The 24,448-nt window shown below is 60.8% G+C and carries 21 protein-coding genes and 1 pseudogene; 8 read left to right on the top strand and 14 right to left on the bottom strand.

Translation table 11 applies throughout. The features are described from left to right. Window positions 1-7 precede the first annotated feature (7 nt). Together yddG and ACUN9Y_RS19600 are read left to right on the top strand one after the other, a co-directional pair. Window positions 8-976, top strand: a complete 969-nt coding sequence (gene yddG / locus ACUN9Y_RS19595; RefSeq protein WP_445462418.1) for an aromatic amino acid exporter YddG — start codon at window positions 8-10, stop codon at window positions 974-976. Window positions 977-1,136: 160 nt separating this feature from the next. Further along, window positions 1,137-1,373: a hypothetical protein gene (locus ACUN9Y_RS19600; RefSeq protein ID WP_445462419.1), complete on the top strand. Its 237-nt coding sequence runs from the start codon at window positions 1,137-1,139 to the stop codon at window positions 1,371-1,373. Window positions 1,374-1,585: 212 nt separating this feature from the next. Here ACUN9Y_RS19600 and ACUN9Y_RS19605 read toward each other — a convergent pair whose 3' ends face one another. The 3 genes from ACUN9Y_RS19605 to ACUN9Y_RS19615 form a co-directional block, all read right to left on the bottom strand. Continuing rightward, window positions 1,586-1,894 carry a hypothetical protein gene (locus tag ACUN9Y_RS19605; RefSeq protein ID WP_445462420.1) on the bottom strand — a complete coding sequence of 103 codons (309 nt, stop codon included), beginning with the start codon at window positions 1,892-1,894 and terminating at the stop codon, window positions 1,586-1,588. A 385-nt stretch (window positions 1,895-2,279) separates the two neighbouring features. After that, the gene (locus ACUN9Y_RS19610) at window positions 2,280-3,557 is read right to left on the bottom strand and encodes a ribonucleotide-diphosphate reductase subunit beta (RefSeq protein WP_445462421.1); all 1,278 of its coding nucleotides are present in this window, start codon (window positions 3,555-3,557) and stop codon (window positions 2,280-2,282) included. A 270-nt stretch (window positions 3,558-3,827) separates the two neighbouring features. After that, the gene (locus ACUN9Y_RS19615; protein WP_445462422.1) at window positions 3,828-6,755 is read right to left on the bottom strand and encodes a ribonucleoside-diphosphate reductase subunit alpha; all 2,928 of its coding nucleotides are present in this window, start codon (window positions 6,753-6,755) and stop codon (window positions 3,828-3,830) included. A gap of 364 nt (window positions 6,756-7,119) precedes the next feature. On the opposite strand from ACUN9Y_RS19615, the gene ACUN9Y_RS19620 reads away from it, so the two are divergent. Together ACUN9Y_RS19620 and ACUN9Y_RS19625 are read left to right on the top strand one after the other, a co-directional pair. Then, window positions 7,120-7,833, top strand: a complete 714-nt coding sequence (locus ACUN9Y_RS19620) for a winged helix-turn-helix domain-containing protein (RefSeq protein ID WP_445462423.1) — start codon at window positions 7,120-7,122, stop codon at window positions 7,831-7,833. 4 nt (window positions 7,834-7,837) lie between these two features. Further along, window positions 7,838-9,445, top strand: coding sequence for an ATP-binding protein (locus ACUN9Y_RS19625; protein ID WP_445462424.1), 1,608 nt, complete (start codon window positions 7,838-7,840; stop codon window positions 9,443-9,445). Window positions 9,446-9,470: 25 nt separating this feature from the next. Here ACUN9Y_RS19625 and ACUN9Y_RS19630 read toward each other — a convergent pair whose 3' ends face one another. Further along, window positions 9,471-10,385, bottom strand: a complete 915-nt coding sequence (locus ACUN9Y_RS19630; protein WP_445462425.1) for a LysR family transcriptional regulator — start codon at window positions 10,383-10,385, stop codon at window positions 9,471-9,473. Between the two features lie 104 nt (window positions 10,386-10,489). Here ACUN9Y_RS19630 and metE point away from each other — a divergent pair, with 104 nt between their 5' ends. The 3 genes from metE (at window position 10,490) to ACUN9Y_RS19645 (ending at window position 14,570) form a co-directional block, all read left to right on the top strand. Next, on the top strand, window positions 10,490-12,790 hold the full coding sequence (gene metE / locus ACUN9Y_RS19635) for a 5-methyltetrahydropteroyltriglutamate--homocysteine S-methyltransferase (RefSeq protein WP_445462426.1): 2,301 nt from the start codon (window positions 10,490-10,492) through the stop codon (window positions 12,788-12,790). Between the two features lie 112 nt (window positions 12,791-12,902). Continuing rightward, window positions 12,903-13,658 (top strand): C-type lysozyme, inhibitor, encoded by a 756-nt coding sequence (locus ACUN9Y_RS19640; RefSeq protein WP_445462427.1) that lies wholly within the window; start codon window positions 12,903-12,905, stop codon window positions 13,656-13,658. A 303-nt stretch (window positions 13,659-13,961) separates the two neighbouring features. Further along, window positions 13,962-14,570, top strand: a complete 609-nt coding sequence (locus tag ACUN9Y_RS19645) for an FMN-dependent NADH-azoreductase (protein WP_445462428.1) — start codon at window positions 13,962-13,964, stop codon at window positions 14,568-14,570. Window positions 14,571-14,968: 398 nt separating this feature from the next. On the opposite strand, the gene ACUN9Y_RS19650 is transcribed toward ACUN9Y_RS19645, so the two are convergent. The 6 genes and pseudogenes from ACUN9Y_RS19650 to ACUN9Y_RS19675 all read right to left on the bottom strand — a co-directional run bounded on the left by ACUN9Y_RS19650 (window position 14,969) and on the right by ACUN9Y_RS19675 (window position 19,837). After that, window positions 14,969-15,391: a hypothetical protein gene (locus tag ACUN9Y_RS19650; protein ID WP_445462429.1), complete on the bottom strand. Its 423-nt coding sequence runs from the start codon at window positions 15,389-15,391 to the stop codon at window positions 14,969-14,971. A 52-nt stretch (window positions 15,392-15,443) separates the two neighbouring features. Beyond that, a pseudogene (locus ACUN9Y_RS19655) lies at window positions 15,444-16,058 on the bottom strand (RHS repeat-associated core domain-containing protein); the annotation flags it as partial. A 79-nt stretch (window positions 16,059-16,137) separates the two neighbouring features. Further along, window positions 16,138-16,488 carry a hypothetical protein gene (locus ACUN9Y_RS19660; protein ID WP_445462430.1) on the bottom strand — a complete coding sequence of 117 codons (351 nt, stop codon included), beginning with the start codon at window positions 16,486-16,488 and terminating at the stop codon, window positions 16,138-16,140. A gap of 113 nt (window positions 16,489-16,601) precedes the next feature. Beyond that, on the bottom strand, window positions 16,602-17,129 hold the full coding sequence (locus tag ACUN9Y_RS19665) for an RHS repeat-associated core domain-containing protein (protein ID WP_445462431.1): 528 nt from the start codon (window positions 17,127-17,129) through the stop codon (window positions 16,602-16,604). 83 nt (window positions 17,130-17,212) lie between these two features. Then, window positions 17,213-17,833 (bottom strand): hypothetical protein, encoded by a 621-nt coding sequence (locus ACUN9Y_RS19670; protein ID WP_445462432.1) that lies wholly within the window; start codon window positions 17,831-17,833, stop codon window positions 17,213-17,215. Window positions 17,834-17,836: 3 nt separating this feature from the next. After that, window positions 17,837-19,837 (bottom strand): RHS repeat-associated core domain-containing protein, encoded by a 2,001-nt coding sequence (locus ACUN9Y_RS19675; RefSeq protein WP_445462433.1) that lies wholly within the window; start codon window positions 19,835-19,837, stop codon window positions 17,837-17,839. Between the two features lie 217 nt (window positions 19,838-20,054). On the opposite strand from ACUN9Y_RS19675, the gene ACUN9Y_RS19680 reads away from it, so the two are divergent. Beyond that, the gene (locus ACUN9Y_RS19680) at window positions 20,055-21,119 is read left to right on the top strand and encodes an IS3 family transposase (RefSeq protein ID WP_445462434.1); all 1,065 of its coding nucleotides are present in this window, start codon (window positions 20,055-20,057) and stop codon (window positions 21,117-21,119) included. Between the two features lie 51 nt (window positions 21,120-21,170). Here the strand turns inward: ACUN9Y_RS19680 and ACUN9Y_RS19685 are convergent, their stop codons facing one another. The 4 genes from ACUN9Y_RS19685 to ACUN9Y_RS19700 form a co-directional block, all read right to left on the bottom strand. After that, complete coding sequence (locus ACUN9Y_RS19685; RefSeq protein ID WP_445462435.1) at window positions 21,171-21,506, bottom strand: DUF7716 domain-containing protein; 336 nt, start codon at window positions 21,504-21,506, stop codon at window positions 21,171-21,173. A gap of 22 nt (window positions 21,507-21,528) precedes the next feature. Further along, complete coding sequence (locus ACUN9Y_RS19690) at window positions 21,529-22,692, bottom strand: RHS repeat-associated core domain-containing protein (protein ID WP_445462436.1); 1,164 nt, start codon at window positions 22,690-22,692, stop codon at window positions 21,529-21,531. A gap of 129 nt (window positions 22,693-22,821) precedes the next feature. Next, window positions 22,822-23,181 carry a hypothetical protein gene (locus ACUN9Y_RS19695; protein WP_445462437.1) on the bottom strand — a complete coding sequence of 120 codons (360 nt, stop codon included), beginning with the start codon at window positions 23,179-23,181 and terminating at the stop codon, window positions 22,822-22,824. 11 nt (window positions 23,182-23,192) lie between these two features. Further along, the coding region (locus ACUN9Y_RS19700) for an RHS repeat-associated core domain-containing protein (protein ID WP_445462438.1) at window positions 23,193-24,448 on the bottom strand (1,256 nt) is incomplete at its 5' end.

The raw sequence follows: 24,448 nt of genomic DNA on the forward strand, positions 1-24,448 counted from the left end.
GTCTCCCGTGATCGATACCCCCGGACGTTCGTCCGATCAGCACCCTCAGGGCCAACGGCCAGGCACCGATGGCGCTTCGTCTCGAGCCACGGAGAGCGCAAGCGCCAGGCGCGCGACCCTGATCGGAGCCACCACGGTAGTGAACTGGGCGCTGTTGGCGGCGTTGACGCAGCTTTCGGGGCCGGTTCCGCCGTTTCTGTTGACGGCCCTGGCCTTCACCGTCGCCTTCGCATGTTTTCTGGTCTGGCTTGGGCTGCGTGGCCAGTCGCTCGTCGACACCCTGCGCCAGCCTCCCAGGATCTGGGCGCTTGGTGTCGGTGGCCTGTTCGGCTATCACGCGCTCTATTTTGTTGCCCAGCAAAACGCACCGGCGGCCAACGCCGGGTTGATCGCCTACCTTTGGCCGCTGTTGATTGTGTTGTTTGTGGCACTGCTGCCCGGTGAACGATTGCGGGTATTCCACGTCGTTGGCAGTCTACTCGGGTTCGCCGGCGCTGCCTTGTTGGTGGGGGGCGATGTCAACGCCGGCGGCAGCCTGGTGGGCTATGGCGCCGCCTTCGCCTGCGCCTTCGTCTGGAGTGGGTATTCGGTGTTGTCGCGGGCGGCGCGCCATGTTCCCACCGCCGCGGTAGGGGGCTTTTGCCTGGGCACGGCGGTACTCGCGGGCGCTTGTCATCTGGCCTTCGAGACCACGCGCTGGCCCGAGGGCAGCGCCTGGCTTGGCGTCATCGGACTGGGCCTAGGCCCGGTGGGCAGTGCCTTCTTTACCTGGGATATCGGAGTCAAGCAGGGTGACCTGCGCCTGCTCGGGCTGTTGGCCTACTTCACGCCGCTGCTCTCGACGCTGGTACTGGTCGTTACCGACTACGCCGAGCCTACGCTGTGGCTGGCCCTTGCCGCGGGGCTCATCACCCTTGGCATGCTGGTGGGCAGCGGCCGGATCGGCCGATGTCAGAAGAAAATATCGACGACCTAGTGCTCGTCCGCGCTTCTACGTCATCGGGACAGTGTTGGCGGAAGGCGTCGACGAGCCAGACTGGGTGAAACATCACCTAGTCACCGCGGAAGGTGCCTTCAACCGGCCACCTTGGCCCCGCTTGTTGTGGGCGAGCGCGGCTCATGGAGGAAGCCAGACCATGTCGGAACACGATTTTGAACTGACGTTCACCCTGCCTGAGGGCTTGTCATCACAGGCATTGGCCACGCTGCTGGAAAATGCCGGCTGTCACGACGTATTGGTCGGCGGCAACCTCAAGGGATTGGCCGCACTGCACTTTTCTCGCCAGGGCGCCTGTGTCGGCGAAGCCATGCGTAGCGCCATGCATGATGTGATCCTGGTCGAGCCACGGGCGCGCCTGTTGGTCTCGCGTTAGGGCCAACCAGGGCGTCGAGCCCGGCTGGCTGGAATACACTCGGCAAGCTATACGAACCAGAACGACCTACGCAGGACCAACGCATGGCGACGGCCAGACGCACGCATTGCCAGCCCTGACCACACCTTGCTGGCTGTGGTCAGGGGCGTTATTGCCGGGCTCCATCGCGGGGCATTCAAGAGCCTATGGCGCACCTCCAGCGGACGGACGTGTCAATGGCTGGTGAACTGTCCGCTCGAGCGTGCTAGGCGTGTGAAGCGAATCGGTGGCGTGCTCGCCGCACCCATGCGTTCGGTGTCTGGCTGGGCCCGCCAGCCGCGATACAGCGCCCAGCGCTTTAGCGCATCCAGATTCAGGTGAGGGTGGGCCTCGTCGCGAGGATCGTATTCCGGCGCGGGAAAGGCGTGGGCGAGGTGATCGTAGCGGGCCAGGGCGCGTTCGCCGCCGTGGGCGGTGAGTGCCTGGTCCAGGGCCGACTGCCAGGCCCGGGCGTCACGAGGATGATGATCAAATTCAGGCATCTTGATGCCCTCCTTGGGTGACTCGCGTGGATGGACGCTTCAACGTTGTGCTATCGACGGTTCCTGTGATTTCTACCACTGCTCGATACGGCTTGGTCGGGTGCTGCTGGGACTGCTGAGCGGATCTACTGAAGGGACTGTGGGGATGCTGTGTCGAGAGGCAGACGCAAAACAGGCTCTGCCATGACGGCAGAGCCTGCAATTTCGGGAACGCGACGAGAGGCGCGTGTAGGGCCTCGCGCCGGCAGCAAACCGATTCAGCAACCTGGCCGAGCGATAATCCATGACGCCCTCCCGATACAACGGTGTGTTGCTTTGTGCCGAGAACGTACGCTGCGCCGCCGAGCGGTTCGCCAGGAAGGCTCGGGGCGCAGCGACGCTCACCTTAATCCCAGCTCAGTGCGCCACCCACCTGATACTCGGTGACGCGGGTCTCGAAGAAGTTCTTTTCCTTGCGCAGATCGATGATCTCGCTCATCCACGGGAACGGGTTCTTGGCTCCCGGGAACTGCTCCTTCAGGCCGATCTGGGCCAGGCGGCGGTTGCAGATGAAGTGCAGGTACTCTTCCATGATCGCGGCGTTCATGCCGAGCACGCCACGGGGCATGGTGTCGCGAGCGTAGTCGATCTCGAGCTCGGTGCCCTCGAGGATCATCTGGGTGCACTCGTCCTGGAACGCCGGCGTCCACAGGTGCGGGTTCTCGATCTTGATCTGGTTGATCATGTCGACGCCGAAGTTCAGGTGCATCGACTCGTCGCGCAGGATGTACTGGAACTGCTCGGCGACGCCGGTCATCTTGTTGCGCCGGCCCATGGACAGAATCTGGCTGAAACCGCAGTAGAAGAAGATGCCTTCGGTGACGCAGTAGAACGCCACCAGGTTGCGCAGCAGCTCCTGGTCGGTCTCGTCGGTGCCGGTGTGGAAGTCCGGACGCGACAGCGACTGGGTGTGCTTGAGGCTCCAGGCGGACTTGGCAGCCACCGACGGCACCTCGCGGTACATGTTGAAGACCTCGCCTTCATCCATGCCGAGTGACTCCACGCAGTATTGATAGGCGTGGGTGTGGATCGCTTCCTCGAAGGATTGGCGCAGCAAGTACTGGCGGCACTCCGGGTTGGTGATCAGGCGGTAGACCGCGAGCACCAGATTATTGGCGACCAGCGAATCGGCGGTGGAGAAGTAACCCAGTGAGCGCTCGACGATGCGGCGCTCGTCGGCGGTCAGGCCGTCCTGGCCTTTCCACAGCGCAATGTCCGCGTTCATGTTCACTTCCTGGGGCATCCAGTGGTTGGCACTGCCGTCCAGGTACTTCTGCCAGGCCCACTCGTACTTGAACGGCACCAGCTGGTTCAGGTCGGCGCGGGCATTGATCATCTTCTTGTCGTCGACCTCGATGCGCGCCGCGCCCATCTCGAGCTCTTCGAGCCCGGCGGCCACGTCGAGCTCTTCGAGCGACTTGCGCGCCCGGGCCATGCGGTCTTCGTCGGCGACGCCGTAGTTGCTCGCTCTGTCGTTGCCGGCAGTGTAGTTGCCGGCGCTTTCCTCGACGCCGGCGCCTTCCGGCTGAGGCTTCGACTCGGCCTTGGTCTGCGGCGCACTCTTGGCCTGAGGCGCTGGGGCCGTGGCGGTATCGTCTTCGTGGAACTCGTCCCAGTTCAGCATGTGTTCTCTCCCGATCGTCTTTCAGACGGGGCCGGCGGCCTGATAGGAAGGTGCCGGCATGAAATTGAGGGGGCGTCACGGCCCGCTAAAGCGTTGTTCATCAGCCAAGTCACCCAGGGCGCTCTCTCTAGGCGCTCTCTCTAGGCGCTTTCCCTAGGCGCTTTCCTGTGGCGCTCTCCCAGGGCTTTCCTGAGAAGCCCTGGTGAAGGCTGCTGGCGGCCCGGCCGTCAATCGGGACGGGCCGCTTCCAGCGTCAGGCTTTCCGCCAGTTTATTGGCAGGCCTCGCAGCCGAGCTCGTCGATCTCGCCGGCCGACGGCGGGCGCTGGCCGCCCTTGCCGGTCAAGAAGTCATCGATGCCGCGGGGCTCTTGTGGTGTCGAGTGCGTTGTCGGGCCGGCGTCAAGCTGGGGCGCCGGTGCCGCGCTCGGCGTCGGGGCGGCAGAGCCGTTGCTCACGGCGTTCAGGTTGCCGCGATCGACGGTGGATTTTTCCACCGAGGTGGCGCCGAGGGCACGCAGGTAATACGTGGTCTTGAGACCACGGAACCATGCCATGCGGTAGGTCACGTCGAGCTTCTTGCCGGACACACCCTGGATGTAGAGATTCAGCGACTGAGCCTGGTCGATCCACTTCTGGCGACGCGAGGCGGCCTCGACCAGCCATCTCGGCTCGACTTCGAAGGCGGTGGCGTACTTGGCCTTAAGGTCCTCCGGAATGCGATCGATGGGCTGGGCGCTGCCGTCGTAGTACTTAAGATCGTTGATCATGACCTCGTCCCACAGGCCGCGCTCCTTGAGGTCATTGACCATGTAAGAGTTGACCACGGTGAACTCGCCAGACAGGTTCGATTTGACGAACAGGTTCTGGTAGGTCGGCTCGATCGACTGGGTCACGCCGCAGATGTTCGAGATGGTCGCGGTCGGGGCGATGGCCATCACATTGGAATTGCGCATGCCCTGGGCCACCACCTTGTTGCGGATGCGGTCCCAGTCCTGGGTCTGGCTGGTGTCGACCTCGATGTACTTCTCGCCGCGCTCGGCCTTGAGCTTGTCGATGGAGTCGATGGGCAGCACGCCCTGGCTCCACAGCGAGCCGTCGAAGCTCTGGTAGCTGCCGCGTTCGGCGGCCAGGTCGCTGGAGGCTTCGATGGCGTGGTAGCTGACCAGTTCCATGGAGCGGTCGGCGAAGTCCACGGCCTCGTTGCTGGCGTAGGCGATGCCCTGGGCGTAGAGCGAATCCTGGAAGCCCATGATGCCAAGGCCCACCGGACGGTGCTTGAAGTTCGAGTTCTTGGCCTGGGGCACCGCGTAGTAGTTGATGTCGATGACGTTATCGAGCATCCGCACGGCGGTGCGTACGGTCTTCTTGAGCTTGTCGTCGTCGAGTTTGCCGTCGGTGATGTGCTGCGCCAGGTTGATCGACCCCAGGTTGCACACCGCGATCTCATCGACCGAAGTGTTCAGGGTGATCTCGGTGCACAGGTTGGAGCTGTGCACGACACCGGCGTGGCTCTGCGGGCTGCGGATATTGCACGGATCCTTGAAGGTGATCCACGGGTGGCCGGTCTCGAACAGCATCGAGAGCATCTTGCGCCACATGTCCTTGGCCTTGACGCGCTTGAACAGCTTGAGCTGCCCGTTGCGCGTCATCTCTTCATATTCCTGGTAGCGCTTCTCGAAGGCGACACCGTACAGGTCGTGCAGGTCCGGGCAGGTGGACGGCGAGAACAGGGTCCAGTCGCCATCGTCGAAGACGCGCTTCATGAACAGGTCCGGCACCCAGTTGGCGGTGTTCATGTCGTGGGCGCGGCGGCGGTCATCACCGGTATTCTTGCGCAGCTCGAGGAATTCCTCGATGTCCAGGTGCCAGGTTTCGAGGTACGCACACACAGCGCCCTTGCGCTTGCCGCCCTGGTTGACGGCCACGGCGGTGTCGTTGACCACTTTTAGGAAGGGCACGACGCCTTGGGATTTACCGTTGGTACCCTTGATGTAGGAACCGAGGGCTCGCACCGGCGTCCAGTCGTTGCCGAGACCGCCGGCCCACTTGGACAGCAGGGCGTTGTCGCGGATGGCGCTGTAGATCTGGTCAAGGTCGTCAGGCACGGTGGTCAGGTAGCAACTCGACAGCTGGCTTCTTACCGTGCCGGCATTGAACAGGGTCGGCGTCGACGACATGTAGTCGAAGCTCGACAGCAGTTCGTAGAACTCGATGGCACGGGCTTCGCGGTCGTCTTCGTTCAGCGCAAGGCCCATGGCCACACGCATGAACATCACCTGAGGCAACTCATAGCGCACGTCATCGCGATGGATGAAGTAGCGGTCATAGAGGGTCTGCAGGCCCAGGTAGGTGAACTGGTTGTCGCGGGTATAGTCGAGGGCTTCGCCGAGACGCTCGACGTCGAAGTTGGCCAGTTCGGGGTCGAGTTGCTCGAATTCGATACCGCGCTCGAGGTAGCGCACGAAGGCCGGCTTGTAGAGCTCGGCCATGTCGCCATAGGTCGCGTCTTCGGCGATGTCGAGAAACGACAGGGCTTCGCGGCGCAGGTTGTCCTGCAGCAGGCGAGCGGTGACGTAGGTGTAGTTGGGGTCTTTCTCGACCAGGGTCCGGGCGGTCATCATCAGCGCCTGGGAGACGCCGTCGATGGTCACGCCATCGTACAGGTTCTTCAGCGAGTCCTGGACGATCTTGTTGGGATCGACGTTTTCCAGGTCCGAGCAGGCATCGAACACCAGGGTCTCGACCCGGCCCAGATCGAGCGGACGCACGCTGCCGTCGAGAGCGGTCACGTTCAGGGTCGGGTGGGGCTTCTCGATGCCGCTGGCGTCCTGGCGCTCGCGGGCACGGGTGTGCTCCTCGCGGTACAGGACATAGGCGCGGGCGACCTTTTGCTCGCCGCTACGCATCAGCGCCAGTTCGACCTGGTCCTGAATGTCCTCGATATGGACAGTTCCGCCGTCGGGCATGCGTCGAGCGAAGGCCCTGGCGATGGCATCGGCGGATTCCTTGACCAGATCGCGAACGCGGGATGACGTGGCCGCGTTGTCTCCTTCCACCGCAATGAAGGCCTTGCTCATGGCTACTGCGATCTTGCCGGCGTCGAAGGGCGCCACGTCGCCAGTGCGCTTGATGACGCGCAAGGTCTGAGGTGCAGTGACGGAGACGGACGAGCGGTCCGGGGATGCGAGGGTGTCCATGGCGCCGAGGCTCCTTCCTGGGGATTTCTACGCTGCCATCCGCGCCGAAAAGCGGTGGTTGACAGTCGTGGGAGTGATTGCTAGAGGCACATGATGTGGTGCCTCATTTGATTTGGAACACAAGATAGTGTGGTTTTTGGCACTCATCAAGTGGATAACCTTGTGGATGGACTGTGTTCAAACTGGGGTCAAATGGGGGCTCCGCCGAAGCGCCCGTGGTGGCGCGGTTGTGGCAGTGTGCCGAAGGCGCAGGCGCAGCGAGAAATTTCGGGTATCCTTATGTGAAAGCTTGTGACATTGCTCGCCCATAGCGGTGTGGCTAGTGTGGATAGCGCGTCGAGACCGCTGAAGGAATGAAGACCCTATGGAAGATCGCCTGGATCAACGTGAGCAGGATCATGTGCTGATCATCGAAGATGATGAACGCCTCGCCGGCCTGACCCGGGACTACCTGGAAGCCAATGGCTTTCGTGTCTCGCTGGAAGATGACGGCGGCAAGGGAGTGGAGCGAATTCTTGCCCTACAGCCGGATCTGGTGATTCTGGACCTGATGCTGCCGGGCGAAGATGGCCTCTCGATCTGCCGTCGGGTACGCAGTGACTACCCGGGCCCGATCTTGATGCTGACCGCCCGCACCGATGACATGGATCAGGTCCTGGGCCTCGAGATGGGCGCCGATGACTACGTGCCGAAGCCGGTTCAGCCCCGAGTGCTGCTGGCGCGCATGCGCGCCTTGCTGCGCCGGCTGGATGCCAGCGACAACGGTGGCGACAGCCGACTGACGTTCTCCGATCTCGAGGTCGACAATTCGACTCGGGAAGCCTGGCTCAAGGGCGAGCGGATCGAATTGACCAGCGCCGAGTTCGACCTGCTGTGGCTGCTGGCCAGTCATGCCGGACGGGTACTGACCCGCGAAGAGATATTTTCCCAGCTGCGTGGCATTCGCTACGACGGCCAGGATCGCTCCATCGACGTGCGCGTGTCTCGCATCCGTCCCAAGATCGGCGACGATCCTCATCATCCCCACCGCATCAAGACGGTGAGGAGCAAGGGTTACTTGTTCGTCAAGGACCACTGAGTCGATGCGTAGAACCCTGGCTGACAGCACCTTTCTAAGGGTCTACGTGATGTTGGCGGCGACCCTGGTGCTGGCGCTTGGTGTGGCCATGGCGGGGCTCGCCCTGATCGACAAGATCCGTATCGAGCAGTACCGGGAGTCGCTGGCCTCCGCCCCGCTGCGGCTGTTGACCGAGATCGTCGACGACTTGCCGATGGATCAGCGCAAGACCTGGTTGCATGACCGTGCCGAAGCCCTCGACATGTCGTTTCGGCTGGTCCCCATGGCGGCCCTGTCGCCTAGCTATTTCACTCGGATCCGCCTGCAGCGTGGCGGCGTGCTGGTGCATAACGACGGCGAGCATGGCTGGCGGTTTCAGCGCATGATTCCCAGCGGGGAGGCGGTGCTGGAAGTTTCCATGGTCGGACTTTCGGAGCGCCAGTTGCGTGGTTTGACCCTCTTGGCGGGCACTTGGCTGACCAGCGTCAAGGCCGAACATCGCATGGAACGGCTCGACTTCCTGGCCGAGTCTGGACTCAATATTGCCTTGAGCCGGGAACCGCCGGCCGAGCTCGATGCTCGTCAGCTCGAACGACTCTCCAACGGGGAAGTCCAGTTGCGGCTGTTGCCCGAGCGCTGGTCGGTGATGCTGTTCATGGAGCTGTCACCCCCTGGCGAGCCGATCTGCTGGCTGACGGTCGGGCCGATGGCCGCCTATGAAACGCTGCCGCCGGCCCTGTTGGTATCGTTGCTGGTACTGCTGATGGCGGCACTTGCCATCGTCATCTACCTGATCGTGCGTGGTATCGAGGCGCGCATGTCACGCCTGGAGATGGCGGCTACCCGGCTGGCCAACGGCCGACTGGACACGCGGGTCAAGGTCGAGAGCGGTGATTTTCTCGGACGGGTGGGCATGGCGTTCAACGGCATGGCCTCCCAGGTACAGACACTGCTGCGCGCCCAGCAGGACATGATTCGTGCGGTCTCCCACGAACTGCGTACGCCGGTGGCCAGGATTCGCTTTGCCGTGCAGATGGTCGGCGACATGTCTGAAGACACCCTGGTTCAGCGCCAACTTCAAGGCGTCGATGGTGATATCGACGAACTCGATGACCTGATCGATGAAATCCTGACCTACGCCCGGTTGGACAGTGAGACGATCAATGGCGTCGATCCGACGCCATCGCCGGTGGCCCTGCGGGAGACCTGCGAACGCGTGATCGAATCACTGATGCCGCTTCATGGGCACCTCGACGTTCAGCTCGCCGCCGGAGCCGAGATCGACGTGTCGGCCGATTCGCGTTATCTGCAGCGGGCGATCCAGAACCTGGTCGGCAATGCCTGTCGGCATGCCCATGGGCGGGTGAGGGTCAGCCTGCATCGAGAGGCGCGGTTGGTGCGCGTGGAAGTGGAAGACGACGGAGAAGGGGTGCCTGCGGGGTCGCGCCAGGACATCTTCAAGCCTTTTGCCCGACTCGATGACAGCCGCACTCGGCGCTCTGGTGGCTATGGCCTTGGCCTTTCCATCGTGCAGAAGATCATGGCCTGGCACGGCGGCAGCGTCATGGTCGACGAGAGCCCGACGCTACACGGTGCGAGGTTTACGCTGATACTGCCGCGACGCCGAGACTGAGGGCGGCACGCGCCGTGGCGCCCAGTCAGGCCGGCTTGATGCCTTCGAGCACCGCGAAGGACGTTTCCCTGGCGGTACGCAGAAAGTCCTCCATCCAGGGGGCATCACGCGTCTCCTCACGTATCGCCGCAAACAGCGTGCTCCAGACCCCGCTCTCGCCAAGTCCTACCGCCTTCACATAGTCCCTTTCCAGGTACTCGGTCAGCGCCCAGTTGGGCAGAGCGCAGACCCCGCGCCCGCTGGCCACCAGCTGCATCATCATGATGGTCAGCTCGGCGGTACGCACTTCCTTTGGCGTGACCCCCTCAGGGTCCAGAAACTGGGTAAAGACATCCAGCCGCGTGCGTTCCACCGGGTAGCTGATCAGGGTCTCGTCGGCGAGATCCTTTGGCGTTACATAGGGCCGGCCCGCCAAGGGGTGCTGGCGAGCCACCGCCAATAGCCCCTCGTAGCGGAATAGCGGCTCGTAGTGAACGCCGGACAGCGGCTGAGGGTCGGCGGTGATGACCAGGTCGAGGTGTTCCCGGGCAAGCGCCGGCAACGGATCGAAGTGGTGGCCGCCGGGGATGTCGATTTCCACCTCCGGCCAGTGGTCGCGGAAGTGATCCACCGTTGGCATCAGCCACTGAAAGCAGCTATGGCACTCGATCGCCATGTGCAGGCGGCCCTGCTCGTTGCCGGCGAGCCTGGCCAGGTCACGCTCGGCCATTCGCACAGTGGGCAGGACCTGCTCGGCCAGTGCCAGCAGGCGCAGGCCGGCCCGGGTGAACTCGACCGGCCGCGTCTTGCGCAGGAACAGCGGGTTGCCCAGGCGCTCCTCCAGATCCTTGAGCTGATGGGAGAGGGCGGACTGGGTCAAGTGGACCCGCTCGGCGGCTTCCACCAGGGAGCCGGCGTCGCGCAGTGCGACCAGGGTGCGCAGATGGCGGAGTTCAAGCATGATCGTGAGCTGCTTTCATAATAAAGATTAGTAAGTTTAGTTTGATTCACCCCCTCCTGGCCAGCGACACTTCGTCGTATCATTCATGGTCTCAAGGGTTAATCATGACTATTTCTCATGTTCTCGGCTATCCTCGCATCGGCGCCGACCGCGAGCTCAAGCGCGCCACCGAGGCGTACTGGAAGGGCGACATCGATCGCGACGCCCTTGAGCAGGCGGGCCGCGAGCTGCGGTTGCGCCACTGGCAGGACCAGCGTGACGCCGGCCTGGACATGATCACCGTGGGCGACTTCGCCTTTTATGATCAGGTCCTGAACGTTTCCACCCTGATCGGTGCCGTGCCGAAGCGCTTCGCCGCCGAGGATGAAGTCGCCCGCGGGGAGGTCGATCTCGACACCGCCTTTCGCATGGCCCGGGGGCGGGCGCCCAGCGGTGAGCCCGCCGCCGCCTGCGAGATGACCAAGTACTTCGATACCAACTATCACTACCTGGTGCCGGAGCTACATTCCAACCAGGAGTTCTGCCTGGCCGGCAGCCGTCTGTTCGACGAAGTGGAAGAGGCCAATACGCTCGGACATCCACTGAAGGTCGTGCTGACTGGCCCGCTGACCTGGCTGTGGCTCGGCAAGGAGCGCGGCGAGGCGGCCTTCGACCGGCTGACCCTGCTCGATGGCCTGATCGGCGTCTATGGCGAGATTCTGGTGCGTCTGGCGGATCTTGGGGTCGAGTGGGTACAGCTCGATGAACCGGCCCTGGCCCAGGACCTTCCGGCGAGTTGGCAAAACGCCTATGAACGCGCCTACCACAGTCTCCAGGCAGCCCCGGTCAAGCTACTTGTCGCCAGCTATTTTGGGGGGCTGGGCGACAACCTGTCGCTGGCGGTGGGGCTGCCGGTGGCGGGGCTTCATATCGATGCCGTGCGTGCCCCCCAGGACGTCGACGCCCTGATCGACCGCCTGCTGCCCCACAAGGTGCTGTCGGTGGGCGCCATCGATGGCCGCAACATCTGGCGCGCCGACCTGGTTCGGCTGCGCGACGAGCTTGCCTCGGCCCAGGCACGTCTCGGTGAGCGGCTATGGATCGCACCGAGCTGCTCGCTGCTGCACGTGCCCGTCGACCTGGAACGGGAATCCGAGCTCGATGCCGAGTTCAAGAGCTGGCTCGCCTTCGCCCGCCAGAAGCTTGATGAGACCGTGACCCTGGCCCGAGCGCTGGGCGGCCGCCTCGGCGCCGAGGATGAAACGCGCCTGGCGGCGGCCAGTCAGGCACAGGCGTCGCGCCAGGCCTCGCCGCGCATCCATCGCCCCGAGGTCGCGACCCGCCTGGCGGCACTGACCGATGCCGATGCCCAGCGCCACAGTGCCTATCTCACGCGTGGCGAAGCGCAGCGCCGGGTGCTCGGGTTGCCGCTGTTTCCGACCACGACGATCGGCTCCTTTCCCCAGACCGCCGAGATTCGTGCCGCGCGCCGTCGGTTCAAGGCTGGCGACCTGCCGGCAAGCGATTACGAAGCGCAGATGAAGGCCGAGATCGAGTACGCGGTCAAGATTCAGGAAGCGCTGGGGCTCGACATGCTGGTCCACGGCGAGCCCGAGCGCAACGACATGGTCGAGTACTTCGGCGAACAGCTCGACGGCTACGCCTTCACGCGCTTCGGTTGGGTCCAGAGCTATGGGTCGCGCTGCGTCAAGCCGCCGATCCTGTTCGGCGATGTCGCCCGCCCCGAGCCGATGACCGTGGCCTGGAGCCAGTACGCTCAGTCACTGACCAACGCGCCGATGAAGGGCATGTTGACGGGGCCGGTGACCATGCTGCAGTGGGCCTTCGTGCGCGATGATCAGCCGCGCTCGGTGACCTGCCGCCAGATCGCGCTGGCCCTGCGTGATGAAGTCTGCGATCTCGAGGCCGCCGGCATCCACGCCATCCAGATCGATGAGCCGGCACTGCGTGAAGGCCTGCCTCTGCGCCGCGCGGCCTGGGGCGAGTACCTGGCCTGGGCGGTGGAAGCCTTCCGTCTGTCGGCATCCGGCGTGGCCGATGCCACCCAGATTCATACCCATATGTGTTATTCGGAGTTCAATGACATCATCGAGTCCATCGCCGACCTGGATGCCGACGTCATTACCATCGAGACTTCGCGCTCGGACATGGAGCTGCTGGATGCCTTCCGCGACTTCGATTACCCCAACGAAATCGGGCCGGGCGTCTACGACATTCACTCACCGAATCTGCCCGACGTCGACTGGATGGTTGCGCTGATGGAGAAGGCCGCCGAGCGGATTTCCCTGGAACGGCTGTGGGTCAACCCCGACTGTGGGCTCAAGACCCGTGGCTGGTCGGAGGTCGAACCGGCGCTGGCCAACATGGTTGAGGCCGCGCGGATTTTGCGCCGTCGCCATGCCTGAGTAACGGCATGCGGCCAGGGCTGGTAAGGTAGCGGGCGGGAGGGCAAGTGAGCCTCCCGCCCGCTTCTTGTGGTAGTTCATCGTCCTCTTACTGTGTCGTCAGGAGCTCGTCATGTCTCGATCCTTGTTGCGTCCCCTATCTGCCATTGTCGGTGTGCTGTGGCTCACCGGCTGCGTTTCGGCGCCGAGTGGCTCGCCGACGCTAGAGGATCGAAATGCCTCGGCCGGGGGAGCGTCCAGCACGGTATCTGGGGGCGAGGCCAAGGCGCCGCTGTTGCCATCGCTGCTGTTTATCGGCGATGCCACCAGTTTCGTCGGCTGGAGCTGTGCACCGTCTCAGGACGTGATCACCGCCGCGCAGCCTGAAGCGCTGCGCCTGTGGAGTGCCCATGGCGCCGAGCAATTGCCCCAGGCCGTGGTCGCCAGTGGCAGCCATTACCAGAAGGGCGAGATCAGCGCCTGGGACAAGGGCGATGAACTGGTGGTGGAAAGCTCTCGCGGGCGTCTGGAATGCCAGGCCAATACCCGGCGCGACTCGCTGCGTCGCAGCGACAAGCCCGGCGTGATGTTCTTCGCCCGCGGCAACGAACCCGGCTGGCACCTGAGCCTGGCCAACGACGTGCCGCGTATCGACCTGACCCTGGACTACGGCGAGCGCAAGGTTAGCCTGCCGTACCGGGTCACCACGCTGGATAACGGAGAGGGCCGGGTGATCCTGCAAAGCGGTCGCGCCGACGCCCCATTCAAGTTACGCGTCGAGTCCCGGGCCTGCTTCGACGACATGGCCGGCACGCCATGGCCGGCGCGGGTCACGCTGGACATCAACGGCCGCCAGTTCAAGGGCTGTGGCCAGGGCATCGCCCCCTGACGCGACGCCAGCGGGGCCGACGATTGGTCGCAACGATAAGGGCAGGCGCCGCGGCTATCGCGGGCTCGACCGTTCTACCGAGGGCAATATGGCCAGGGGCGCCCGGGCCTTGAACCACGCCGGCAGGGCAGAGGAGAGGCGCCGCGAGCGTCAGGGGCGAGCGCGGCGACGTGTCGACCGGGGGCGAGCTTTGGTCAACTTTATTCGTTTTTTTCGAACAAACTCCTCGGTTATTTGCGCTTTTTGTCGAAAAAATTAGCGGATAAGATGCGCGTCATGGTTCAACAACGGCCCAGGAGGCCCATGATGACTCGCATTCTACTGATCACCTCATCCATTCTCGGCGACAGCGGTCAGTCCATCGGCCTTGCTCGTCACTTCCAGCGCCTGGCCAAGCGGCGAGACGATATCGCGGTGACCACGCGTGATGTGGTGGCCGACGACTTGCCGCACCTGGGCATCGACGAGTTGGGTAGCTGGCAGGTCGCCGCCGACGAGCGTACACCGGCTCAGGTCGAGCTGGCCGCGCGCTCCGATGCGCTACTCGAAGAGCTGCGCGGTAACGACGTGATCGTGCTTGCGGTCCCCATGTACAACCTGGGGATTCCGTCTCAGCTCAAGGCATGGTTCGACCGTATCCTGCGCGCCGGCGAGACCTTCCGCTACACCGAGAAGGGTCCGGTTGGGCTTTTGGAAGGTAAGCGTGCCATCCTGCTCGGTGCCCGCGGCGGCAAGTATGCTGGTACCGCCATGGATACCCAGACGCCGCACATTACCCACATGCTGGGGCTGATCGGCATCAAGCAGCTCGACAGCGTGTTCGCCGAGGGTCTGAACATGGGGGAAGACGCCAAGGAAGCGGCCCTGACCCAGGCTCACAGCGATATCGAGGACCTGGTGAAAGCCCTGTAAGAGATATGGCAATCTTCCGCCCAAAGAGCGATGTCATGACGGGCGCCCTTCACGAGAAGGGCGCCCGTTTCGTGTGCGGGGCTCCAGTACTCGACCGGCCCATCGCGGCCTGATGAGTTCGTTCGCTGATGCCGGTGAGTTTGTGGCGTGGGGAAGGAGAGTCTGATTTGATGATTTACGGACTTATCGCTCGGACGCCGACATCGGCGGCGCATGGCTCTTTGACCCGCTTGTAGATGCGCCGGCCGAGGCCATCGTAGGCGTACTGGGCCTGGGTCACGGGCACGGCATCGTTGCCTGCGGCGGGGGCCTGGTGGTAGAGGCTGGCCTCGGTCAGCCGGTGTTCGGCGTTGTACTGGGGTTGTTAGCTCAGTGGCTGATCAGTCGAGACCCTACGCTTAGTCATAATATCCCTTCTCAAAAACAATAATGCTTTCAATTTCACAGGACTCTTCCTCAATGGCCTTTGGTGCGTAAGCTCCAATTCCGAGAGCATGTGAAATTGATGAGCACCCATCAGTCTCAAGGTTGTTGTCGTATTTTTTAAGAAGTTTTTTTAAGTCCTTGAAAGTCATGCTTAGTAAGGGGCTGCAGTCTAGCTCTGGAGATGCCGGGTGTGTGAGTTCTATAGCCTCAACGACTCCGGGGGACTTGTAGTAGATGAAAAGCCCTTTGTCTTTGTAGTAGTCGCACGGAAATTCATCTGTTACGTTTCGTTTAAAGCTAGTATAGTCTTTTCCTATTAGCATCCTGACGGAAGATGCCTGCATGCCAAATTCAATTGCACCCACCCCTTCTAAAGGGGATATTAAGTATGGCATATTCGAATTCCTATAGCCCTAGTTTGGTGGTGTATTGTTGCATTTGACTAATTCATTCATCGTATCGGTCGCCAAATTTCGATTGCATGTCATCTATATCCATCTGCTGCGCACCTCGGAAATTTCCTTGCTCAATTAAACGGCCTTGCTGTTCACGGTACGCCCTAGCTCCCTTTGAATTTCCCCAGCTAGCCGTTTGCCTATGATCGTCTTGCCGCATTGAAACAGCTGGACCCCGGTTCCTTGAGATAGGGCTCACTGAGTCAGCAGGCATATGGTGTGATTCATTACCTGGGGTGCCGCGTACATCCCTGTGAGCACCACCTGAAGCCCGAGAACAATCACAGTTTCCACTCAACCCCAGCGGATCCACCCATCCGGTGGGATTCGGCGCGTATTGATACAGGTTGGTGCCGCCCGCGAGTCCTATCGGATCCTGGGTGGTGAAGCGCCCTATCTCCGGATCATAGTAGCGGAAGCGGTTGTAGTGAAGGCCTGTCTCTTCATCGTGGTACTGGCCCTGGAATCTGAAGGGGTTGTCGGTGGTGTTTGGGTCGCCGTTGCCGTCGGTGGCCTTGGTGAGCTTGCCCCAGGCGCGGTACTGGCCGATCCAGGCGAGGTTGCCGTCGCTGTCGGCGAGCTCCAAGGGCGTGCCGAGGTGGTCGGTCTGGAAGTAATAAAGCGCCTGGTTTCAGGTCAATGACTGATCATCCGAGACCCTCCATTTGGGTTCGGCAACTAGACCGTTACTTTGAATTATATATGTCATGAAGGTCGTTGTTTTTGTTTATGTTGGTTGTTGCTCCGTTTTTTTTATAGTTTAGGATTATTTCTCCTTTTTCGGCTCCTGATTCTATTGCTCTAACACCATCCAGAACACACAGTGCTCCAAAAGAAGCCCCTTCAGCGACATGTTTTATTATTAAGTCAACCATCTGTCGGCCCTCGTCATCCAAATTGTTGTAAAAGTGTGATGCTTCAACAATCTCCTTTGCTGGCTTCCTCCCCGGGGGGGACTGTAAGACAGCGATTGAATCTTTGATTGCGGCATCTTTTACCGCCACTTTGAAGGCGTTGACAAATTCATCAGAAGTCATTTTTTTACCACTATTTATTAAGAGTTCCGGGGTGCATCTCTTTGTTAAGAGATATTAGATCTTGGATTGATGAGTTTGGAGCGTTTGTGTAGTTTCTCAAGTCTCTGGCATCTTTAGCCAAAAGCTCTCTGGGGGGCGGAATATTCGCCTCTGAGAGTCGGTATAGATCTGTGTTCTGCACTCGGCACAGCCATTGATGGCGCCGTTTTTTGGTCATAACCTGGAACTACCTGTCCAGCAGGGTGCTTTTGAACAGCATGATGAATATCTAACCCATCACCAACTTGAGATCGATTACGCAAATCGTCAAAAGTCCCAACCTCGTACGCTGTTGTGCTTGGACATTTGCACAGCCCCAGCGGATCCACCCATCCGGTGGGATTCGGCGCGTACTGATACAGGTTGGTGCCACCCGCGAGTCCAATCGGGTCCTGGGTGGTGAAGCGCCCTATCTCCGGATCATAGTAGCGGAAGCGGTTGTAGTGAAGGCCTGTCTCTTCATCGTGGTACTGGCCCTGGAATCTGAAGGGGTTGTCAGTGGCCGCGTTGCCGCCATTACCATCGTTGGCCTTGGTGAGTTTGCCCCAGGCGCGGTACTGGCCGATCCAGGCGAGGTTACCGTCGCTGCCGGCGAGCTCCAAGGGCGTGCCGAGGTGGTCGGTCTGGAAGTAATAGAACGCCTGATATTAGGTCAGTAATTGATCGTCCGAGGCCCTGCGTGTAGTTACCTGAATGGTATAGGTAGGCGGCAGGTTAAAGGACGAATTTTTTCTCTGTCATTCCATAGTCCGGGGAATATTTCGAACTTTAGATCATCCCGATCAATTCCTGTATCAAAGAAACGACACAGTCGATCGTTGAGGCTGGCACTGCTCCACATGTTTGTCAGTTCAATTCTCTCGATTAATTCACGATCAGTAGGGAGTGTGAGGTCTTCTTGTATTACTGGTGCGCGGGTCGTGCTTATTTTACCGCTTGTTCCCAGGTCGACTATTTTTCCGCCTAGAAAGGGGAAGTCTCCTTGTTTTCCCTTGTAGTGGTCTCTATCCATTGTTAGGGTGTATGGTTTTATCCATAAAGAGTCGTATTTTAAGTCCGCTGAGTTAAATTTTTCCTTAGGCAGTCTTTCAACAGCGAGATCTTTTATAACATCTTTTGTTGAGATGAAGGCTTTGAATAATAAATCGTCGTTTCTGAGGGAGGTTTCTCCCCAGTTTCCATCATGGTTAAACTTGTCGAAAAACTGCATCGCTGGCTTGTTTAGCATTTGACCTATAGTATATAGGTTGCTGCGAAGCTTTAAGCTGACAAAATCTTCAGGATTCCAAGTGATTCTTTTTCCCATATGTTAGCGGCTGCGGCAGCAGCTTCCTCCATTCTCTTTAATGCCTAGATACTCATCTGCACTTGCTAGGTAATCGCTTCTTCTCGGGTTTTTCGGTCCCACGGGATTTTGTCTGTTAGCAGTGCCATCCAACCCTCCAAGATTTTCGAATGTTCGTTGCTCTAGGCCACGGGCTGTATTTTTTCCTTCTTGACCATAACCGTCGTACAGAGCTTCCGGCGGTTCGCCACTAAATCGGGCATAGTCTCCACTATACCTGTAATCAATTACTTCTTGGGATGTTCGCTGACCTTGCATGCTGGCATAGCCTACGTATGGTTTCCCTGTCGTTGCATCGAGTCCTTGGTAAGCGACATGAGTTGCAGTCGACGGGCTACCACTCAACCCCAGCGGGTCCACCCACCCAGTGGGATTCGGCGCGTACTGATACAGGTTCGCACCACCCATGAGCCCGATGGGATCCTGGGTGGTGAAGCGCCCTATCTCCGGATCATAGTAGCGGAAGCGGTTGTAGTGAAGGCCTGTCTCTTCATCATGGTACTGGCCCTGGAATCTGAAGGGGTTGTCAGTGGCCGCGTTGCCGCCATTCCCATCGTTGGCGTTGGTGAGCTTGCCCCAGGCGCGGTACTGGCCGATCCAGGCGAGGTTTCCGTCGCTGCCGGCGAGCTCCAAGGGCGTGCCGAGGTGGTCGGTCTGGAAGTAATAGAGCGTTTGTTCGGCCAGTCGATGGTCGGTGTACAGCACGGTGCCGCTGCCGGTTTTCTGTTCGATGGCCTTGTAGTGCGCCTCCAGCTTGGCCGCGGGGATAAAGCTGCCGGGCTCGAACAGGTAGCTGACGCGGCGCTCCGGGGTGATGTTGGGGAGCGTGGCCAGGCTGTGCTGTCGCTGGGCGATGGGGATCGAGTGCTTTCGCTCGGGGTTCTCGCGGGTGAGCTCGGGGTGCTCTGACGGCGAATAAAAGTAGGGCGTGGGCGGTAGTTCGCCCCGAAAGCTCTCTTCGCTCTGCAGCAGGTCGCCGTCCCAGGTAAAGACGGTCAGCCTGTCGGCGGCGCCTGGCGCTTTGACCCGCTTGTAGATGCGCCGGCCGAGGCCGTCGTAGGCGTACTGGGCCTGGGTCACGGGCACGGCATCGTCGCCGGCGGCGGGGGCCTGGTGGTAGAGGCTGGCCTCGGTCAGCCGGTGCTCGGCGTTGTACTGGTAGTGCCAGGTGTGGCCATTGGGCGCGATGCGCCGGGTCAGGTTGCCGAAGGCGTCGTAGTGGTAGTGGGTGCCGGCGTAGCGCTTGAGCAGGTTGCCCATGGCCGGCGACAGCTTGGGGGCGTTGGGGTAGTCGACCCAGCTGCGCTGACCGGTTTCTCGGCCGCTGGCCCAGCGCGTCGCCAGGGAGCTGTCCTCGTTCTTGTCCGTGCCCTCGTTCTTGCCGGTGCTATCGTCGGGGTCCACCAGGTTGCCTGCGGGGTCGAAGGCGAAGCGTTCGTCGTGGGTGGGCGAGACGGCCTGACGCAACCGCCCCAGCGGGTCGTAGCCGTAGCGAGTGGTGCCGCGCAGGCTGTCGTCGGTGGCCGTCAGCAGGCCATTGTCGGCGTAGTGCCATTGGCGCTTGGTCTGGCGGCGCCTTGCGTCAGGGGCAACGTCCTTCCCGGGTAGACGTTGCCAGCTGTGCTGCTGTATCAGGCGCCCCACCGGGTCATAGCGCGACTCGGTCTCACGCCCTTGCTGATGGCGATGCACCTCGCGGTGCAGGCTGTCACGCGTAAAGCCGAAGAGCTCCTGGCCATCCACGGCCATGGCCTGCACGTGGCCGGCGCCATAGCGCAGCCAGCTGATCTGCTGGCCGCTCGGCAGGGTGGTGGTCTCGCGGTTGCCCAGGGCATCGTGGGTGTGGCGGGTGACGCTGCTGTAGCCGCTGCCCCCGGGGAGCCGGTGGCGCTGGACCTCGGCGATCAGGTTGTCTTCACCGTCGAAGTGAAAGCGAGTCTCGCTGTCGAGATTGGCCGCGCGCACCAGGCGCCCTTGGGCGTCGTAGGCGAACGCTGGCGTGCAAGTTGCGAAGGCGCCAACGAGCGCAGTGAGCGCGCCGCCCGCCAGGAGAGCGGGCGGATCGCCGGGAGAATCTCGAACTCAAACGCGAGCTTCGCCGCAAGGACGCGGCTCTCGCTGAAACTGCCGCACTGCTCACGCTGAGAAAAAAGGCTCGAGCGATCTGGGGGGACGAGGACGAATGATCAGCACCCCAGATCGCCAAGAAGCCATCCAGCTGATCAATAAGGCGCGTGCCCGAGGAGCCCGCCTACAGACCACATGCGCAGAGCTTGGCATTGGCACCAACACTTACCGCCGCTGGGCGCGTGGGAATCAAGACCGCCGTCCCAAGGCCGAGCGTCCTGTTCCAAGCCATGCGCTGATGCCGGAGGAGCGACAGCAGGTGCTGGATATCTGTCATCGCCCTGAGTTTGCCAGTCTGCCGCCGGGGCAGATCGTGCCGCGCCTGTTGGACGAGGAAGGCCTCTACGTGGCATCTGAGTCCAGCTACTACCGCATCCTCCGAGATCACGATGAGCAGCATCCACGTGGCCGAGCTCGTGCGCCACGCCCCAAAGGTGACCCTCAGCGCCACCGCGTCACGCGTCCCAATGCCTGCTGGACGTGGGATGTGACGTACTTGCCAAGCCCGGTACGTGGCCAGTTCTACTATCTGTACATGATTATCGATATCTTCAGCTGTAAGATCGTTGATGCTGAGGTATTCGACCAGGAGTCCATGGCCAACAGCAGCGAGGTGATCCAGCGCGCCGTCCTGCGTGCGGGATGTATCGACCAGCCGTTGGTGTTGCACGCCGACAACGGCCCTGCCATGAAAGGCTCGACGCTCCAAGTGACGTTGCAGCGGCTGAACATCACGCCGTCATACAGCCGGCCACGGGTCTCCAATGACAACGCCTTCTCGGAGTCGCTGTTTCGTACCTGCAAATACCGCCCGGATTATCCGGTAGAAGGCTATAGCGATCTGGCGGCGGCTCAGCGCTGGGTGGCCGGTTTTGTGCAGTGGTACAACTACGAGCACCGCCACAGCGCCATTCGCTTCGCCACACCGGCCGAGCGGCATGCCGGCCAAGACGGGGCTATATTGGCCAAGCGGGATGCCATCTATGCCGATGCCAAGCGACAACATCCAGGGCGTTGGAGTGGCACCACTCGCAACTGGATGCCTCGTCGCACAGCCTGGCTGAATCCCGATCAGGAAGATCCGATCTTTATGCAGAATCAGCAGTTAGAAACGGCGTGATCCGATGTTCCAACAAGCTTGACAGGCATCGCTGTTGCTGGGTGGAGGGTGTCAATTTCCATCAAATATTTGGATAAACGCATCGTTTTCCATATAGAAGTTGAATGCTTTCAAAAAATCCTCATCACTGGGTAAGCTAACCTGTGATTTTAGGTTTTCACAGATATCATCAATATCTTGCATCATGAGCGCATACTGCATCCCCAAGTCCTTCGCTTCTTGGGGATCCGCATCTGGGTCGGTTGGGTCACCAACATCATCAGGATCCAGCACTAAGGCTTTTGTGTCAGTCTTCCAAGGCCTTGCCGATAGGAATAAAGCATAATCGAGGTCGAAGTTCTCGGTGTTCTTCAGCACGTCGATAAGAGCGTGAGTTTTGTTTTCCATATGAGCTCCCGTCCCAAAGTGGTTATCGTCCACCACCCCAATTTTCCATTCCGCCACGTCCACCAGGGTGCAGAACCTCTTGAACACTTCCCTTCGCCTGGTGCTGGGCTCTTGGGACCAATTGCATCACACCTTCTCGGTCCGGATGGTGGTGCCATGTCAAGCCTTCTCTACCCGGATATGGCGCAGCTCTAGTGTGCGCCCCCATTGGTCCCGGCTTAACTCTATCAACTATTCCGGGATACTGACTATCCATGGAGGCTGCAAAATTGGGGTTAGATTGGAACTGTTCATGTAGCTGTCGATTCCCTTCTTGGAAATGCGCCCGGTCTGAACGTCCAGGGTAGTGCTCTCCGGGTGTTAGGTTTGACTCCGCATAAACGGAGTATTGGCGACTACTGAGAGGCCTTCCGGTGGTATCAAATTGCCCCCCACAACAGCTTTTACTCAACCCCAGCGGATCCACCCATCCGGTGGGATTCGGCGCGTATTGATACAGGTTGGTGCCGCCCGCGAGTCCTATCGGATCCTGGGTGGTGAAGCGCCCTATCTCCGGATCATAGTAGCGGAAGCGGTTGTAGTGAAGGCCTGTCTCTTCATCGTGGTACTGGCCCTGGAAGCGGAAGGGGTTGTCGGTGGTGCTTGGGTTGCCGTTGCCGTCGGTGGCCTTGGTGAGTTTGCCCCAGGCGCGGTACTGGCCGATCCAGGCGAGGTTACCGTCGCTGCCGGCGAGCTCCAAGGGCGTGCCGAGGTGGTCGGTCTGGAAGTAATAGAGCGTTTGTTCGGCCAGTCGATGGTCGGTGTACAGCACGGTGCCGCTGCCGGTGTTCTGTTCGATGGCCTTGTAGTGCGCCTCCAGCTTGGCCGCGGGGATAAAGCTGCCGGGCTCGAACAGGTAGCTGACGCGGCGCTCCGGGGTGATGTTGGGGAGCGTGACCAGGCTGTGCTGTCGCTGGGCGATGGGGATCGAGTGCTTTCGCTCGGGGTTCTCGCGGGTGAGCTCGGGGTGCTCTGACGGCGAATAAAAGTAGGGCGTGGGCGGTAGTTCGCCCCGAAAGCTCTCTTCGCTCTGCAGCAGGTCGCCGTCCCAGGTGAAGACGGTCAGCCTGTCGGCGGCGCCTGGCGCTTTGACCCGCTTGTAGATGCGCCGGCCGAGGCCATCGTAGGCGTACTGGGCCTGGGTCACGGGCACGGTATCGTCGCCGGCGGCGGGGGCCTGGTGGTAGAGGCTGGCCTCGGTCAGCCGGGACCCGACAGGTGCTCGGTGTTGTACTGGGGTTGTTAGCTCAGTGGCTGATCAGTCGAGACCCTACAGTTACTTATATACTCCTTGGTCTTCGGCCAAGGAGATAAGCTCGTCCTGCAATGAGCCATGAATTTTTTCACCGTCGTACTCCAAGGAAAAATCCCTATCGATATTCTCCGGAAAATGAGAACCGTCGATGGTTCCGAATATGACGGAAGAGGTATCTACCATCGCCAATCTGATGAAGTCGAAAATAGCTTGCTTGTCTTCGGTAGACAAGTCTCGGAGAGCGTTTCTGGCTCTGGAGTATGGATCGCTCCCTTGCTTGTCGGCATCATCGGGCTTCGACAGATTTTTCTTATAGCTTTCAAAAACCTCCCCGAGAAGCTCAGAGAAGATTGACTCAATCACGTGGATGTCTGTGCTCATTGTTTTCTCCATCATCTAGGGCAACGACACCGCCGCATTTCAGGATACATTTCTTTGTTCTGACCGATAAGTTCTTGCAGCTGATTGTTAGGAGCTTCTGGGTAAACCCTTCTCAGCTCCTTCACATCTCTAGCCAGCAGATCTCTTGGGCTGTCAAAAGGTTGCCCTGTTGTTGGATTGATTTTGCTTCGAGAAACAATGCCAACGCCTTCTCTCGACAAGGTGTGTCCTTCCTTAGGAACCAGGATTGCGGGTGCTGTATTGAGATCATAGCCGGAAACTAGATCTCTCATGATCGCCTTCTGGCCTGCGTGATGGGCATCTAATCCTGTGCGCCCACCCCGTACAGCCCCTCTCAGGTCGCGATAACTCCCCACATCAAATACATCCAACCCCAGCGGATCCACCCACCCGGTAGGATTCGGCGCGTACTGATACAGGTTGGTGCCACCCGCGAGTCCTATCGGGTCCTGGGTGGTGAAGCGCCCTATCTCCGGATCATAGTAGCGGAAGCGGTTGTAGTGAAGGCCTGTCTCTTCGTCGTGGTACTGGCCCTGGAAGCGGAAGGGGTTGTCGGTGGTGCTTGGGTCGCCGTTGCCATCGGTGGCCTTGGTGAGCTTGCCCCAGGCGCGGTACTGGCCGATCCAGGCGAGGTTTCCGTCGCTGCCGGCGAGCTCCAAGGGCGTGCCGAGGTGGTCGGTCTGGAAGTAATAGAGCGTTTGTTCGGCCAGTCGATGGTCGGTGTACAGCACCGTGCCGCTGCCGGTTTTCTGTTCGATGGCCTTGTAGTGCGCCGCCAGCTTGGCCGCGGGGATAAAGCTGCCGGGCTCGAACAGGTAGCTGACGCGGCGCTCCGGGGTGATGCCGGGAGTCGTGGCCAGGCTGTGCTGTCGCTGGGCGATGGGGATCGAGTGCTTTCGCTCGGGGTTCTCGCGGGTGAGCTCGGGGTGCTCTGACGGCGAATAAAAGTAGGGCGTGGGCGGTAGTTCGCCCCGAAAGCTCTCTTCGCTCTGCAGCAGGTCGCCGTCCCAGGTGAAGACGGTCAGCCTGTCGGCGGCGCCTGGCGCTTTGACCCGCTTGTAGATGCGCCGGCCGAGGCCGTCGTAGGCGTACTGGGCCTGGGTCACGGGCGTGGCATCATCGCCGGCGGCGGGGGCCTGGTGGTAGAGGCTGGCCTCGGTCAGCCGGTGCTCGGCGTTGTACTGGTAGTGCCAGGTGTGGCCATTGGGCGCGATGCGCCGGGTCAGGTTGCCGAAGGCGTCGTAGT

This window comes from Halomonas sp. V046 (assembly GCF_052645355.1).

Excerpts from the sequence above, each read along its gene's own strand:
- ACUN9Y_RS19605 (WP_445462420.1), bottom strand. The coding sequence starts at position 1,894 with ATGCCTGAATTTGATCATCATCCTCGTGACGCCCGGGCCTGGCAGTCG.
- ACUN9Y_RS19650 (WP_445462429.1), bottom strand. The coding sequence starts at position 15,391 with ATGCCATACTTAATATCCCCTTTAGAAGGGGTGGGTGCAATTGAATTT.
- ACUN9Y_RS19620 (WP_445462423.1), top strand. The coding sequence starts at position 7,120 with ATGGAAGATCGCCTGGATCAACGTGAGCAGGATCATGTGCTGATCATC.
- ACUN9Y_RS19610 (WP_445462421.1), bottom strand. The coding sequence starts at position 3,557 with ATGCTGAACTGGGACGAGTTCCACGAAGACGATACCGCCACGGCCCCA.
- ACUN9Y_RS19695 (WP_445462437.1), bottom strand. The coding sequence starts at position 23,181 with ATGAGCACAGACATCCACGTGATTGAGTCAATCTTCTCTGAGCTTCTC.
- ACUN9Y_RS19645 (WP_445462428.1), top strand. The coding sequence starts at position 13,962 with ATGATGACTCGCATTCTACTGATCACCTCATCCATTCTCGGCGACAGC.
- ACUN9Y_RS19660 (WP_445462430.1), bottom strand. The coding sequence starts at position 16,488 with ATGACTTCTGATGAATTTGTCAACGCCTTCAAAGTGGCGGTAAAAGAT.
- ACUN9Y_RS19615 (WP_445462422.1), bottom strand. The coding sequence starts at position 6,755 with ATGGACACCCTCGCATCCCCGGACCGCTCGTCCGTCTCCGTCACTGCA.
- ACUN9Y_RS19630 (WP_445462425.1), bottom strand. The coding sequence starts at position 10,385 with ATGCTTGAACTCCGCCATCTGCGCACCCTGGTCGCACTGCGCGACGCC.
- ACUN9Y_RS19680 (WP_445462434.1), top strand. The coding sequence starts at position 20,055 with ATGATCAGCACCCCAGATCGCCAAGAAGCCATCCAGCTGATCAATAAG.
- metE (WP_445462426.1), top strand. The coding sequence starts at position 10,490 with ATGACTATTTCTCATGTTCTCGGCTATCCTCGCATCGGCGCCGACCGC.
- ACUN9Y_RS19685 (WP_445462435.1), bottom strand. The coding sequence starts at position 21,506 with ATGGAAAACAAAACTCACGCTCTTATCGACGTGCTGAAGAACACCGAG.
- ACUN9Y_RS19625 (WP_445462424.1), top strand. The coding sequence starts at position 7,838 with ATGCGTAGAACCCTGGCTGACAGCACCTTTCTAAGGGTCTACGTGATG.
- ACUN9Y_RS19640 (WP_445462427.1), top strand. The coding sequence starts at position 12,903 with ATGTCTCGATCCTTGTTGCGTCCCCTATCTGCCATTGTCGGTGTGCTG.
- ACUN9Y_RS19670 (WP_445462432.1), bottom strand. The coding sequence starts at position 17,833 with ATGGGAAAAAGAATCACTTGGAATCCTGAAGATTTTGTCAGCTTAAAG.
- ACUN9Y_RS19600 (WP_445462419.1), top strand. The coding sequence starts at position 1,137 with ATGTCGGAACACGATTTTGAACTGACGTTCACCCTGCCTGAGGGCTTG.